Source organism: Sandarakinorhabdus sp., from assembly GCF_031422795.1.
Taxonomy (GTDB): Bacteria; Pseudomonadota; Alphaproteobacteria; order Sphingomonadales; family Sphingomonadaceae; genus Sandarakinorhabdus.
In genome coordinates, this window is record NZ_JANPML010000062.1 from 1 (window position 1) to 14,547 (window position 14,547).

13 protein-coding genes and 1 tRNA gene are annotated in these 14,547 nt (G+C 63.3%); 3 read left to right on the plus strand and 11 right to left on the minus strand.

Features of this window, described 5'->3' with window-relative positions:
* From RMO81_RS02560 to RMO81_RS02590, 7 genes are all read right to left on the minus strand, one after another.
* Positions 1-1,291 (minus strand): tryptophan 7-halogenase (locus RMO81_RS02560; protein WP_310474161.1); only part of this gene is annotated, 1,291 nt, incomplete at its 3' end.
* 89 nt (positions 1,292-1,380) lie between these two features.
* Positions 1,381-4,338 (minus strand): TonB-dependent receptor, encoded by a 2,958-nt coding sequence (locus RMO81_RS02565; protein WP_409049574.1) that lies wholly within the window; start codon positions 4,336-4,338, stop codon positions 1,381-1,383.
* Between the two features lie 228 nt (positions 4,339-4,566).
* The gene (locus tag RMO81_RS02570; RefSeq protein WP_310474163.1) at positions 4,567-4,953 is read right to left on the minus strand and encodes a redoxin domain-containing protein; all 387 of its coding nucleotides are present in this window, start codon (positions 4,951-4,953) and stop codon (positions 4,567-4,569) included.
* 243 nt (positions 4,954-5,196) lie between these two features.
* Positions 5,197-5,273: transfer RNA gene (locus tag RMO81_RS02575), tRNA-Arg, on the minus strand.
* A 42-nt stretch (positions 5,274-5,315) separates the two neighbouring features.
* Positions 5,316-5,513, minus strand: coding sequence for a hypothetical protein (locus RMO81_RS02580; protein WP_310474164.1), 198 nt, complete (start codon positions 5,511-5,513; stop codon positions 5,316-5,318).
* Between the two features lie 12 nt (positions 5,514-5,525).
* Positions 5,526-5,804 (minus strand): NADH dehydrogenase ubiquinone Fe-S protein 4, encoded by a 279-nt coding sequence (locus RMO81_RS02585; protein ID WP_310474165.1) that lies wholly within the window; start codon positions 5,802-5,804, stop codon positions 5,526-5,528.
* Between the two features lie 48 nt (positions 5,805-5,852).
* Positions 5,853-6,809 carry a polyprenyl synthetase family protein gene (locus RMO81_RS02590; RefSeq protein ID WP_310474176.1) on the minus strand — a complete coding sequence of 319 codons (957 nt, stop codon included), beginning with the start codon at positions 6,807-6,809 and terminating at the stop codon, positions 5,853-5,855.
* A 161-nt stretch (positions 6,810-6,970) separates the two neighbouring features.
* Between RMO81_RS02590 and RMO81_RS02595 the strand changes: the two genes are divergently transcribed.
* Entirely contained in the window at positions 6,971-7,249 is a 279-nt protein-coding gene (locus tag RMO81_RS02595; RefSeq protein WP_310474167.1) for a chorismate mutase, read from the plus strand.
* A 16-nt stretch (positions 7,250-7,265) separates the two neighbouring features.
* Here the strand turns inward: RMO81_RS02595 and RMO81_RS02600 are convergent, their stop codons facing one another.
* The 3 genes from RMO81_RS02600 to RMO81_RS02610 form a co-directional block, all read right to left on the minus strand.
* A complete protein-coding gene (locus tag RMO81_RS02600) occupies positions 7,266-8,609 on the minus strand; it encodes an ATP-binding protein (RefSeq protein WP_310474169.1) in 1,344 nt (447 codons plus the stop codon).
* A gap of 16 nt (positions 8,610-8,625) precedes the next feature.
* The gene (locus tag RMO81_RS02605) at positions 8,626-9,288 is read right to left on the minus strand and encodes a response regulator transcription factor (protein WP_310474170.1); all 663 of its coding nucleotides are present in this window, start codon (positions 9,286-9,288) and stop codon (positions 8,626-8,628) included.
* A gap of 69 nt (positions 9,289-9,357) precedes the next feature.
* The gene (locus RMO81_RS02610) at positions 9,358-9,648 is read right to left on the minus strand and encodes a hypothetical protein (protein ID WP_310474171.1); all 291 of its coding nucleotides are present in this window, start codon (positions 9,646-9,648) and stop codon (positions 9,358-9,360) included.
* Positions 9,649-9,864: 216 nt separating this feature from the next.
* On the opposite strand from RMO81_RS02610, the gene RMO81_RS02615 reads away from it, so the two are divergent.
* Positions 9,865-11,637, plus strand: coding sequence for an ATP-binding cassette domain-containing protein (locus tag RMO81_RS02615; RefSeq protein WP_310474172.1), 1,773 nt, complete (start codon positions 9,865-9,867; stop codon positions 11,635-11,637).
* Positions 11,638-11,704: 67 nt separating this feature from the next.
* Here RMO81_RS02615 and RMO81_RS02620 read toward each other — a convergent pair whose 3' ends face one another.
* A complete protein-coding gene (locus RMO81_RS02620) occupies positions 11,705-13,009 on the minus strand; it encodes a polyhydroxyalkanoate depolymerase (protein WP_310474173.1) in 1,305 nt (434 codons plus the stop codon).
* Positions 13,010-13,235: 226 nt separating this feature from the next.
* On the opposite strand from RMO81_RS02620, the gene RMO81_RS02625 reads away from it, so the two are divergent.
* On the plus strand, positions 13,236-14,547 hold a 1,312-nt coding region (locus RMO81_RS02625), incomplete at its 3' end, for an ABC transporter transmembrane domain-containing protein (RefSeq protein ID WP_409049575.1).

A 14,547-nucleotide genomic window follows, 5' to 3' on the forward strand; every position in this document is an offset into this window, starting at 1 on the left:
CGCGCCACAGGATCAGATCATCGGCAAGGCGCTGGGGAATATTCGCCGGATCACGCTGCGCCAGCCAATAAGGCTCGCTGCGGCGGCTGAGCACATAGTGCAGCTTGAGGAAATTGACGATCCGATCCCAACGAGTGCGGAACATCTCGTTGAAGCGCGACGCGTGCACGGCCATGGCGTCGGAGCTGGCCGGCAAGGCATCGGCCAGGGCGCGCGCCGAAAGTTCGATCAGCACGATGGCGGAAGCCTCCAGCGGCTCGATAAAGCCGGCAGACAGGCCAACCGCCACAACATTGCCCTGCCAGAAACGGGCGCGATGGCCGGTGGCAAATTCCAGCTTGCGCGGGGTCAATGCCATCGCATCTGCGCCCGGCACGTGGGCAGCGACGTGCGCGCGCAGCACGCTGTCCGCCTCGTCATCGCGCATGAAGCGGGAACTGTAGACGCAACCGATGCCGCGCCGTGTTGGCAACGCAATATCCCAGAGCCAGCCGGCGCGGTGCGCGGTGCCAACGGTCTGCGAAGCCACCGGGCTGTCCGGCAGCACCGGCACCTGCACGGCCAGGGCGCGATCGTTGAACGACACGTCGGACCGGTCGATCCACTCGGTCGCGCAATGGCCGCCAATCAGCCGTGCCGCCTGACCGGTGCAATCGATGAAAAGGTCGGCCACCAACGCACGCCCGTCGGCCAGCACAAGCGTTGCAATGTCGCCGTTGGCGGCCGCCGTGGTGCCCGTGACAGTGGCGGCGATATGGCTCACGCTCAGGCGCTGCGTGGCATGGCGGGTGAGCAACCGGGCGAATTTGCCGGCATCGAAATGATAGGCATAATTCAGCGCCCCGGCATAATCCGGCATGCCGCGTTGGCGCGGCGCCAGATGCTGGGCGCAGGCAGCGGCTTGCGCTGTCATCGCATCGGCAAAAGCGGTGCCGGTTGCCGACCAGGCGTGGAGCAGCGCCGCCATGTCGCCTGCCGGTGGCAAGGTGAAGGGGTGGAGATAGGAGTCCCCCGCCGCGCCCGTCAGCCAGCCGTCAAAGCGCGATCCCTGCTTGAACGAGGCATCGCAGGCAACCAGGAATTCCGCTTCGGAGATGCCGATGCCGGCCAGCGTTTCGCGCATGGTTGGCCAGGTACCTTCGCCCACACCGATGGTCGGGATATCGGGCGATTCCACCAGAGTGATGGCCAGGCCTGGATGCCGCGCCGCCAGCACGCAGGCTGTCAGCCAGCCAGCGCTGCCGCCGCCAACAATCACCAGCTGAAATGGCCGATCAGCCTTCACGCGCATTTTCTCCCACAAGCAGACACTGGCAGAGCAGAAGAAGAGCCGCAACGCTTACGCGCGCGGCTCTTCTTGTGATCCGGCCGGTGACCCGATCAGAAGCTGTAGCGCACCCCTGCCGTGTAGCGGGCATAGCCCGGCGCGGCGAAAGTCACGGTCTGATCGTTGCGCATATGGCCGCGGCGATCCGCATTGGTGATGTTGATGCCTTCAACAAAGACGGTCAGGTCCTTCTTGAACTCCCACGACGCCGAAACATCGAACTGGCCATAGGGATCTACATAGGAAGGATCAAAGCCATAGCCGGCCAGGAAGCCGTCGCGCCAGTTGTAGGCGACACGGGCCTGGATGCCGTTCTTGTCATAGAACAGCACGGCGTTGGCACTGTCGCTGACCCCGTTCACCGCAAACTGGGTCGCGGTGTAGCGCAGCGTGTTGTCGAACTGCGTGTCGCTGTTGACGATGGTGTAGTTCAGGATGACGCCGAGGCCGGTGTCCCAGAAGCTGTGCTGAACGGCAAATTCAAAACCGTGCAGCTTGGCCAGCTGATCGCTGTTGCCCGGAACCGTGGAGGTGAACACCACATCCGGATCGGCCGTCTGGCCGATGACACCGCTGGGCACGCCGTTGGTCAGCTGCACCACGGCCGGCCGGTTGACCGCTAGCCACGCCAGGATGGCGGCGAAGCCGGGGGTGCCGCCCAGCGCTGTGCGCGCTGCCTGCACCGCAGCGCCCTGCGCCGGGTTGGGAAGATCGAACAGCGGGCCCTGCGTGGTGGTGTTGGCGATGAAGTTGCTGACATTCTTGTGGAAGAAGCCAACCGAGACATAGGAATCACGCCCGTAATACCACTCCGCCGACAGGTCGATATTCTTCGACTTGTAGGGCAGCAGACCCGGGCTGCCGCTGCTCGCCGTGCTGCCGCCGTTCGGGCGCAGCGGCTGGGCGACGGTAATGCCGCCCTGCATGCTGGTATAATCCGGGCGGGTGATGGTGTGGCTGTACGATGCGCGCAGGCGCACGCTGTCAATAGGCGCCAGATCGAAATCGAAGGCCGGCAGCCAGTTGTTATATTCACCGCGCAACGTGGTGAAATCCTGCTGGGCACCCTGCACCAGATTCATTTCGTTATCAGCCACCCAGACAACACCGGTCGGGATCGGCACCAGTGCCGACGAGTCGATGCGGGTCTTTTCGTAACGGATGCCGAGGCGCAGATTGGCGCGCATGTCACCCAGATCAAACTTGTGGGTGGTCTGCAGATAGGGCGCCCAGGTTTCTTCGTTGATCCGGCGATCGGTATTGAACTTGGCCAGGCACGCGCCCTGCTGGATGCTGGCACTGCAGATGCCAAGCCGGCTTTGCAGCAGATCCACCAGAGCCGCAGAGTCGACCTGGAAATAGCTCGGAATGATCGACGCATCCTGCGAACCGTTCATGCCGCGCAGACGTTCGGGCAGCGGCGTCAGCGTGTAGAGCGTGTCAGGCGTGTCCGCCGCGCTCAACGTGCCGCCCCAGCTGTCGTTCTGGATTACGCCGAAGGCCGAACGCACCCGGTTTTCGGTATAGGTGACGCCAAAATCCAGGCTGTCGATGAAATCCGATTCGAAATCATAACCGCCACGCAGCGACACCTCGTTGATGGTGTCCTTCATGTAGGCGTTGCGGAAGCTGTTGCCCGCCGGGCGGATGTTGTTGGCCGTAAGGCCGACGCCTGGGTTCAGGGTCGCAGAGATCACCGGCATTTCAGTGGTGAAATCAATCTTCTGGCTGCCAACACCGAAAATCGCGCTGCCCACGGCGCTGTTGCTACCGAACGGCGAGGTCGGCTTGCTTTCTGCAGTCGAATGGTGGGCGTCGAGTTCAAGACGCAAGCCGCCGGGGCCATCCCACTTGATGTTGCCACCCAGCGACTTGTTGATGTTGCGGTTGGCGGCCAGCGCACCGGTGATGGCCAGATCCTTGCCGTCGCCTGGAGCGAAGGTTTCGGCGTAGAAATTCGGGCCTGCTGCCGGACCATTGGTCCAGCTGCTGGTGGTGTTGCCATGGTTGAACCACACGCCGATGCTGCTGGTGCGGGCATCGATGGTGTTCTGCGAATAAGTATAATCCAGCACCATGTTCAGCGTGTCGGTGGGCTTCACCTGCAACACGACCTGGCCGTTGATGCGTTCACGATCGATGTCGGTGAAATCATAACCGGCATTCTGGGTGACCTGATAGGTGTCGGTCGGACCCGGGCGATTGGTGACATTCGAAGCCCCCGCCGGCGGCAGCGAACCCCAGTTGTTTTCATTGCCCAGATAGCCTTCACGCCAGCCAGCGTTGAACTGTGCCAGGCTGGCCTTGCGGCGCTGGTAGATACCGGTGACGAGGATGCCGATGCGATCATCAGCAAACGTCTTGGACAGGATGCCCGACACTTCCGGGGTCACCTTGGTGCCCTCGAACGTGTGATCGATCACACCCTTGACCGAGACGCTGCCCTTGAAGCCCGGGCGATCGAGCGGGCGCGGCGACTGGATGTTGATCACCGAACCGATGCCGCCAGTCTGCAGCGTGGCGCGGCCGGACTTGTAGACCTGCACGCCGGAAATGCCTTCGGCGGCAAGGTTGGCGAAATCAAAGCTGCGCGAGGCCGGCGCTTCGCAGCAGCTGCCCAGGCCCGAGGCCGGCATCTGGCGGCCATTCAGCAGCACCAGGTTGAAATCGGGACCGAAGCCGCGAACCGTGACCTTGGAGCCTTCGCCGTTCTGACGGTCGATCGACACGCCGGTGATGCGCTGCAGCGATTCGGCAAGGTTGGTATCAGGGAATTTGCCGATGTCTTCAGCCGAGATGGCATCGACAACACCCAGCGCATCGCGCTTGACGCTCAATGATTTCTGCAAGCTGGCCCGGATGCCGGAGACGATGATCATCTCGTCCGCATCGGCTTCAGCGGCCGCAGCAGTTTGCGCCTGTGCCATCACCGGCTGCGCTGCAACACCAAGCGCCAGCACCGAAGCGCCAAGCATGAAACGGCCCACAGCCGGACGTAACGACATGATCATTAGCGATTTTCTCCCCCTGATCGTTCATCCGTGCTGTTGAATGCGACGGTTGTGAACGTTCACTACCAAAAACAGCTATAAGAGAAACTTTCCGTAGTCAAGCAGCAGCAACAAAAGTGGCTGCTCAACCGAATGCGGTTTGCCCCCCGTTGGCACAAGCCTGAGGGGCCAATGAGAACGGGTTCAACAAGGCTGCGGTTCAGGCAGATTGGAGCAGGATTGGCGGGGTCAGACCAACCCCAGGCCACCAGCGCGCGCAGCAAGGGCGCCGCCCTGCCCTTCGAGTTCGCCTGTACTCGTGACGAGGCGCGCGCCGGCCGCCGCCGGCGCATCGGCTGCATTGCCCCAACCGGCGCTTTCAACCCGGCACCACGGGCACCACAGACCGCGATGAAAGCTGATCACCAACGGCTGGCCCGCTGCCAGCAGTTCGGCCAGCGTGTGAAAACGCCCGGCAGCATCAGGCAAGGCAAAGCCGGGGAAACGCTGGCCCACCCGCGGCGCGCGCTTGCCGGCGCTGGTCGCCACCAGCTGGTTCACCAACACATCATAGGCATCGGCATTGTCAGCCAGGCGGTTGGTTTCGGCCTGCAGGGCGAATGTGATCGACAGCATGGGCTAGTCCGCTTCAGTCCGGGCGCCGGTTACAGGCCGTGTTTGCGACGCTGAGGATTGCAACCACAGCTGCCTGCGCCGCAATCGGGCCCGCAGGGCCGATGGTGAACGATGTCCGGCATGACGTGTGCCTTGCTTGCTGGGTGTATCGGGGAGGTCGCGTCAGCAGCGAAATGGTGAGGCTGAGCGGAGCGAAATCGAAACCGCGCGATGGGTTGGCGGGCAGCGTCGCGCAAACAAAAATGGCGCGCCCAGCAGGATTCGAACCTGCGACCCCGTGCTTAGAAGGCACGTGCTCTATCCGGCTGAGCTATGGGCGCGTTGCTGCTCGAAATGCTCCCGAATGCCCGGAAAATCCAGCCCTAGTCGCTGGCCAGGTCGAGATAGTGTGCCACGTCGTTATCGGTGGCGATCCACAGATGGGCCTGCACATCCTCGACTTGGGCCGCTGCAATGACAAGCGCTTCGTCCAGCGGTCCATAGAACAGGGTTTGGGCCACCGGGTCGCCATCGTCCAGGTGATAGAGCCGCACCGTCGCATTGGTGAAGGTGGAGCGCATCAGGGACTGACCCTAACGGAAATTATCGGCGTAGGCCTGAATTTTCAGGGTCTTGGGAGCGAGCGGGACAATTTCCACCTCAAGATCATTGGCCTTGGCATAGGCCAGCGCCGCATCCTGATTGGCAAAGCGCAGCTGGATCTGGCCCGCCGTGAAGCCGCTGCCGGTCCAGCCGGTGAGCGGATCGGCGCGAATGCGATCGTCGCGTTCGAACTCCAGCAGCCATTCACCGGTGTGGGCATGGCCCGATTGCAGGGCGTGCTTGGGGCGCTGATAAAGACGGGCGTGCATCAACCCTCCTTGCCGCGAGCCGCGGCCGCAGGCAAGAGGTGCGCGGCCTCAATAGGCTCGGGCGATGGCGAATTCGACCGTTTCGGTAAGCGCGTCGCGGGCCGGGCCCTTGGCAAAGCTGCCCAGCACATCGATGGCGCGCTGACCGTAGTGGCGGGCGCGGGCCATGGTATCGGCCACCGCATTGGTCTGGCGCAGCAGTTCGCCAGCGCGGGCCAGTTCGGCATCGCCATTGGCACGCCCGGTCATGGCGCGGCGCCAGAACTCGCGTTCATCCTCATTGCCGCGCGCATAGGCCAGGATCACCGGCAGCGTGATCTTGCCGTCGCGGAAATCATCGCCGGCATTCTTGCCCATGGTTTCTGCGTCCGACACATAATCGATGGCATCATCGACCAGCTGGAAAGCGATGCCGAGATAGCGGCCATAACTGGCCAGCGCTTCCTCGGCCTTTTCATCGCGTTCTGCGACCACGCCGGCAATCTGGCAGGCCGCGGCAAACAATGCGGCAGTCTTGGCGGAAATGATGTCGAGATAACGGTCTTCGGTGGTGGTGACGTCGCGGGCTGCCGTGAGCTGCGCCACTTCGCCTTCGGCAATTACCGCCGAGGCCCGGCTGAGGATCTTGAGGACGCGCAGCGAGCCATCCTCCACCATCAGTTCAAAGGCGCGGCTGAACAGAAAATCGCCGACCAGCACGCTGGCCGGATTGCCATACAGCGAATTTGCGGTGACCTTGCCGCGGCGCAGGCCCGACGCATCCACCACATCGTCATGCAGCAAGGTGGCGGTGTGAATGAACTCCACAGCGGCTGCCAGCTTGTGGTGGCGATTGCCCGAATAGCCGAGCAGGCTGGCGCAACCCAGGGTGAGCATCGGCCGCAGCCGCTTGCCACCACCGGCAATCAAATGGCCGGCCAGTTCCGGGATCAGCGCCACCTGCGATTGCATACGATCAAGGATGACGTGGTTCACCGCATTCAGCCCAGGCGCGGTGAGGTTCATCAGCGCCTGAATCGATGGTTCGCGGCGAAGGGGATGGACGGTTGCGGACACGGGTGTTTCCTTACCGCAAGTAACGGCCTGTGCAAGCGCGGCCTTGCCCCCCGCGCTGCTGTGCCGCAAAAGGACAGGACGGCCTTAGCGGCCCAGATGGGGGAAACAGCGTGACTGACCTGGTGTTGAAAGCCTATCGGACAAGCATCGACAATATTGATGCCGCGCTGGTGTTCATGCTGGCCGAACGCTTCAAGGTCACGCAGGCTGTGGGCCGCTACAAGGCCCAGACCGGCCTGCCCCCGGCCGACCCAGGGCGTGAGACCGAACAGATCGCCCGCCTGCGCGCGCTGGCCGCCAGTGCCAATCTGGACCCGGAGTTTTCCGAGAAATTCCTGCGCTTCATCATCGATGAGGTCATCCGCCATCACCAGGCGGCCCAGCAGTAATCGGGCGCAGCAATGATCAGGGCGCCTTGGGCAGGCTGAGCACGACCAGCAGCCCGCCCAGATCCTCCGACGTTTCGAGCGCGACGCTGCCGCCATAAAGTTCGGCAACATCCTTGACGATGGCCAGGCCCAGGCCAGTGCCGGGCTTGTCGGTATCCAACCGTTCGCCGCGTTCGAACAGCCGGCTGCGCTGCGCCGGGGTGATGCCCTTGCCGTCATCCTCGATCATCACACGCACCATGTCGGCATCGCTTTCCACCGTGATGAACACCCGGCCACCGCCGTGCACAGCGGCATTGTCGATCAGATTGCCCAGCATTTCTTCCAGATCCTGGCGCTCACCGCGAAACGCGGCCTCGCGGTCACCGGCCAGATCGATGAGCACCTTGCCCTGGTGGATACGCCCGACCGTGCGGGCGATGGCTTCCAGCGACGGCCACAGCGGCGTGCGTGCGCTTGACGCGGCACGGCGACCGGCGGCGCGGGCCCGGGCCAATTGGTGATCGACGTGACGGCGCATCACCTGCACCTGCGCTTCGACAGCACGGGCCAGCGGATCATCACGGCCATGTGCTTCACCGATCAGCACGCTCATCGGGGTTTTCAGGGCATGCGCCAGATTGCCGGCGTGGCGGCGGGCGGCTTCGGATTGTGCTTCACCATGGGCCAGCAACTCGTTGATCTCGGCAACCAGCGGCTCCACCTCGATCGGGAATTGCTCATCAACGCGCTTGGCCTCGCCCGAACGAATGGCCGCAATCGCTTTCGACACCCGCCGCAACGGCGCCAGCCCATAGATTGATTGCAGGCCGACCATGATGATCAGGCCGATGCCCAGCACCCCCAGGCTCCAGCCGACGACGGTGCGGGTGCGCGCCAGTTGTTGATTGAGATCACGGCTGGATTGCGCGACCTGGAACAGAAAGGCTTGCGGCGCACCGGGCAGGCGCACGCTGCGGGCAATCACCCGCAGCGGCTCAGCAGGAAACTGGACACTTTCAAACGTGCAGGGCGTGCGGCAATCGCCATTGCCCGGCGGCGGCGCCAACTGGCGATCCCACAGGCTGCGCGACGGAAACGGCGCGTGGCCGCCGCCCGACACCTGCCAGTAAAGGCCGGAATAAGGCTCGGCAAAACGCTGATCGCCCAGCGGCCGGAGCAGACGCACATCGCCCACCTCGTCCAGTTCGGCGGCGTTGATCATCGCATTCAGATTGTTGGCCAGCTGCTCATCAAAACTGGCGGTGAGCGTATCATCGAGCACGCGCACCAGCGCCAGCCCGCCCACACCCAGCAACATGGTGATCCACACCGACGCAATCAGCACCATGCGCCGCTGCAACGAGCGGCGCGTGCTCACCTCGATGGGTGCAGCATCAGAGCTGGTCGTTGAGGCTGTAGCCAAGGCCGCGCGTGGTCATGATCAGATCAGCACCCAGTTTCTTGCGGATGCGGGTGATGAACACCTCGATCGTGTTGGAATCGCGGTCGAAATCCTGATCGTAAATATGTTCGATCAGCTCGGTGCGGCTCACCACCTTGCCCTTGTGGTGCATCAGATAGCTGAGCAGCTTGAATTCCTGCGCTGTCAGCTTGACCGGTTCGCCGTTCAGCGTGACGCGGCCAGAACGGCCATCCAGCCGCACACCGCCGGCCGTGAGTTCCGACGTCGCCTGCCCCGCAGCCCGGCGGATGATGGCGCGCAGCCGGGCAACCAGTTCTTCCACCTGGAACGGTTTGGCCAGATAATCATCGGCGCCGGCATCAAGGCCCGCCACCTTGTCGGACCAACTGTCACGCGCTGTCAGCACCAGCACCGGCATCACACGGCCTTCGCGGCGCCAGCGATCCAACACGGTCAAGCCATCAAGGCCGGGCAAGCCCAGATCGAGGATGACAGCGTCATAGGCTTCGTTGGCGCCCAGATAATGGCCTTCGTCGCCGTCGCCAGCGCTATCAACGGCATAGCCAGCCTGTTCCAGCGCGTTTTTCAGCTGACGGCGCAGATTGGGTTCGTCTTCGACGATCAGAATTCGCATTGGCCCCTATCCAGGATGGTGCTGTGTCCAGGCCGTCTGGCAGCGCTGCCAACGGCTGCCGACGACAACTCAATAATTCTTACGGCGTCGCACCGGATCGCCCGTGCGGGCATCAACATCAACATTGACTAGGGCTCCATCCTGCACAAACCGGAAACGGTAGGTGCGGCTGCCATGATCAAATTGCACGCCAACATACTCGCCCCGATTTTGCTGCACAACGCGGCGCTGGATGGGCTCCAGCGGCATGATCTCCCCGGCGCGCACCATATCGTGCACGTCATTGGGGCCAGCGGCGGCCGCAGCCGGCACCATCAGCACCAGGGAAATCACCAAAAACAAATGGTTACGCACAAGCATGGCCTCGTCGTTCAACCTCGCTGAAACGGCTTCAACACCGGCTATCATGGATGCATCCCTGCCCACCGCCGCTTGAACCCGCCCTGAACATGAACAAGATTCACGCACGCAGCAGACATCTGTCTTGTGCCGCATCGATGGCCGCAGCGCAACCATTGGCGCGCGGCCTCACCGCCTCTTGCCATAACCGGCCGGACAGGCCACTGCCACGGCGTCATGCCCGAACCCATATTTACCCTTGAATCCATCGGCCTGAAAAACAGCGCCGTTTGGCTGTTTCAGGGATTGTCACTCACCCTTGATGCCCGTGACCGTGTCGCCTTGATTGGTCGCAACGGTGCCGGCAAATCCACGTTGCTGAAGATCATCGATGGCAGCATCGAAGCCGATCAGGGCCGCCGCGCGCTTTCGGCAAAGCTGAAAATCGGCCGGCTGGAGCAGGACCCGCCGATGGGCGATTTCACCTGCCTTGAAGATTATGTGCTGGCCGGCGGCGCGCAACCGTATGAAGTTGCAGCGTTGGCCGATCAGATCGGGCTCGATCTCGCCCGGCCGGCGGCCACAGCATCAGGCGGGGAGCGCCGCCGGGCCGCGCTGGTGCGGGTGCTCGCCGAAGCGCCCGATCTGCTGCTGCTCGATGAACCGACCAACCACCTTGATATCAGCGCCATCGAATGGCTGGAAAACTGGCTCGACCGCAGCCGCTGCGCGCTGGTTGTCATCAGCCATGATCGCGCCTTCCTGACCCGGCTTACAAAAAACTGCCTGTGGCTCGATCGCGGTGCGCTACGCCGCGCCGAAGTCGGCTTTGGCGGGTTCGATGCCTGGTCCGATGCCGTGGCTGCCGAGGAAGAACGCACCGCCCAGCGCCTGGACACAAAATTGCGCGCCGAGGAACATTGGCTGCAGCGCGGCGTCACCGCCCGGCGCAAGCGCAACATGGGCCGGCTGACCAAGCTGATGGACCTGCGCGAAACCCGCCGCGGACTTGATCGCGGCCCAACCACGGCCCGCATCGCCACCGAATCCAGCGACCCCGGCTCGAAAATCCTCATCGACGCCAAGGCGGTTTCAATGGCCTTTGGCGAACGCACCATCCTGAAGGATTTTTCCCTGCGCATCCGCAAGGGCGATCGCATCGGCATCGTTGGCCCCAATGGCGCCGGCAAATCGACCCTGATCAAGCTGCTGCTCGGCCAGCTCACGCCCGACAGTGGCACGATCACGCGATCGGCCGCGCTGGCACCCACCATCATCGATCAGCACCGCCAGCGCCTGAAGGGCCGCACCGTACGCGAAGTGCTGGCCGATGGCGGCGAGTGGCTGGAAGTGAATGGATCGAAAAAGCACGTTGTCGGTTACCTCAAGGACTATCTGTTCGAACCCGGCGTGCTTGATGCGGCAGCCGAAACCCTGTCGGGCGGCGAACAGTCCCGCCTGCTGCTGGCCCGCGAATTCGCCACGCCATCAAACCTGATGGTGCTGGATGAACCGACCAACGATCTCGACATGGAAACGCTCGACCTGATCGAGGAAGTGATCGGCGATTATGACGGCACCGTGCTCCTGGTCAGCCACGATCGCTCGTTCCTGGATCGTGTGGTGACGATGATCGTCGCACTCGATGGTCACGGCAATGCCGAGGTCAGCGTGGGCGGCTGGAGCGACTGGGTGGCACGGCAGGCGCCGGCGGCAGCGGCAACCAAGGGCGGGCGTTCGGTGGCGCCCGGCCCCAGCGCGCCCAAAAAGGCCGGCAAGCTGAGCTACAAGGACGCGCGCGAACTCACCGAATTGCCCGCTCGCATGGAGACGCTCAACAAGGATATTGCCACCCGCGAGGCAGCACTGGCGGATCCCGAGCTCTACGCCAAGAATCCGGCGCGCTTTTCCGCCATCATGGCCGAACTGGATCGCCTGCGCGACACGCTGGAGGCTGCCGAGCTGCGCTGGCTGAAACTGGCGGAGTTGGAGGCCGCGCTGGCGGAGTAAGGCGCCCGACGTTTCCCATCCCCGGCCCCTCCCGCTTTGCGCGAGGAGCCGAAGGAGAGTCTCCCCGTCAGGCCACTTCCAACCCGGGCGTCACGTCTGGTTCAACGTGGCTGGGCAGCACCACCCGGAGCGGCGCCGGGGTCACGCGGCGCAAATCGTGCGTGCGGATGAAATCCTCCATCACCGGCGCAACCACCTCGCGCCACTTGCGGCCATTGAAGATGCCATAATGGCCGGCACCCAGCGCCATATGATAATGCTTCTTCGCTTCGGGCAGATTCACCGCCAGATCGAGCGCGGCCTTGGTCTGGCCTATGCCCGAAATATCGTCACGCTCGCCTTCGATGGCCAGCAGCGCGGTGCGGGTGATCTTGGCCGGATCGGCAATACGGCCGCGATGTTCGAACTGGCCGGTTGCCAGCGCCTGGCGCTGGAACACCAGATCGATGGTCTGCAGATAGAATTCCGCGGTCATGTCGCAGACTGCGCGATATTCATCATAGAAAGCCTTGGTGGAATCGGCCGATTCATCATCGCCATCCACCAGATGCCTGAACATTTCCCAATGCGATTTCATGTGGTTGGCCAGGTTCATCGACATGAAGCTGGATAGTTGCAGATAGCCGGGATACACCTTGCGGCCAGCACCGGGGTAAATCGCCGGCACTTCCTGAATCACGGTGTGCTCAAACCACGCGAACGGCCGCTTGAAGGCCAGATCGTTCACCGATGTCGGCGCCTTGCGGGTATCGACCGGGCCACCCATCATCGTCAGGCTGGGCGGCGTGCACGGATGATCATCTTCGTTCATCAGCGCCACGGCAGCCAACGCCGGCACCGAAGGTTGGCACACGGCCAGCATGTGCGTATCCGGGCCGAGCTCTTCCAGGAACCCGATCAGATAATCAACATAGTCGTTGAGATCGAAGCGGCCGGCGCTCGTCGGCACCAGGCGGGCATCGCGCCAATCGGTGATATACACTTCGTGATCGGGCAGCAGGCGCTCAACGGTGCCGCGCAGCAGCGTGGCATAATGGCCCGACATCGGTGCCACGATCAGGATGCGGGGGTCGCGGCGGCCGCTCACGGCACGCTGGAAATGCTTCAACTGGCCAAACGGCTTCCGCGCCGAGACGACTTCCGACACCGCCACCGACACACCTTCAACGATGGTGGTATCGAGACCAAAAGCCGGCTTGCCCCGCACTTCAACCGTGTGGGCAAACACTTCAAGCGCCCGCGCCATCGACGGTGCGGTGGGCGACCAGGCCAGCGGGTTGGCATAGCTGAGCAACCAATCGGAACTGGATTGAGCCGCCAGGCCCATCCCTGCCAGCATGGCTTTCTGCATCTCAATGGCGGTGTAAAGCATCAACAGTCCTTCCGGCGCGAGTCTCATCTAGGCCGTGCATATGATGCACTGCCATATCGCAGGTGCAGCATAAACCGGAATCAACATGCACATGTCATGAATCCGCAGCCGTGCAACTATTGTGCAACGGCCGCGCCTGCGGTTTTTATCGCAGGCCATTGGCCATTGAGTGTGGCCCGGTCGCCTGTTATCAGCCCGCATGGCCTCTCGACCCCAAACCACAACGGTGAAACCGCCGTTGCCACCACCCGCTGAGCGCAAACTCTCCCGCCTCAAGATCTTGTGGCGGTTTGCCCGCGCCTACCCGCTACAGCTGGTAGCGGCGCTGTCGGCGCTCTGCCTCGCGGCTGTCACCACCCTGGCCATTCCGCAAGGGCTGAAGATGGTGGTGGACAATGGTTTTGCCCGTGGCAGCGACCCGGCAACCATCGCCCCCTTCTTCTCGGTGTTCCTCGGCCTGGTCGGCATGCTGGGCATTGCGACCGCCGTGCGTTTCTATTTCGTCTCGTGGATTGGCGAGCGTGTGGTGGCCGATCTTCGTACCGCAGTGCAGCGCCACCTCGTGTCGCTCGATCCGGTGTTCTTCGAAGAAAACCGCCCGGCCGAAATCGCCAGCCGCATCACGGCCGATACGTCGATCATCGAACAGGTGGTTGGCACCTCGTCCAGCCTGGCGCTGCGCAATACGGTGATGGGCATTGGCGGCATCGGCTACATGTTCTGGGTCTCCCCGCGCCTCACGCTGCTGATGCTGCTGGTAATCCCGCTCACCATCGTGCCGATCCTGTTCCTCGGCCGCAAGGTGCGCGATATCAGCCGCGCCAGCCAGGATCGGGTGGCCGACATGGGCACCATGGTTTCCGAAGTGCTGGGCGCCATCCGCATCGTGCAGGCCTTCACCCAGGAAGGCCGCGAAGCCAGCCGCTTTGGCGCCGCGGTTGAACGCAGCTTCGATACCGCCAAACGCCGCATACGCCTGCGCGCGGTGATGACGGCGCTGGTGATCACCCTGGTGTTCGGCGCCATCACTCTGGTGCTGTGGCAGGGCGCGCTCGACGTGATTTCGGGACGACTGTCGGCCGGCGCCATTGCCGCCTTCGTGTTTGCCGCCATCATCGTTGCCGGTGCGTTTGGCACGATTTCCGAAGTCTATGGCGATTTCATGCGCGCCGCCGGCGCCAGCGCCCGCATGGAAGAACTGCTCGCCGCCCGCCCCGGCATCCGCGCGCCGGAACACGCCACGCCCTTGCCCACCCCGGCCAGGGGCGCGCTCTGCCTCGATCGCGTCACCTTCCACTACCCGTCAAAGCCCGATGGCGCCGCGCTCGAGGACTTCAGCCTCGATATCGCCGCCGGCGAAACCGTCGCTGTGGTCGGCCCCTCGGGCGCCGGCAAATCGACACTGTTTCAACTCGTGCAACGCTTTTACGACCCCGAAGCTGGCGAAATCCGCCTCGATGGCGTGCCGCTCACCGCCGCCGACCCGCATGACATCCGCGCCCGCATCGCCGTCGTCCCCCAGGAAACAGTGGTGTTCG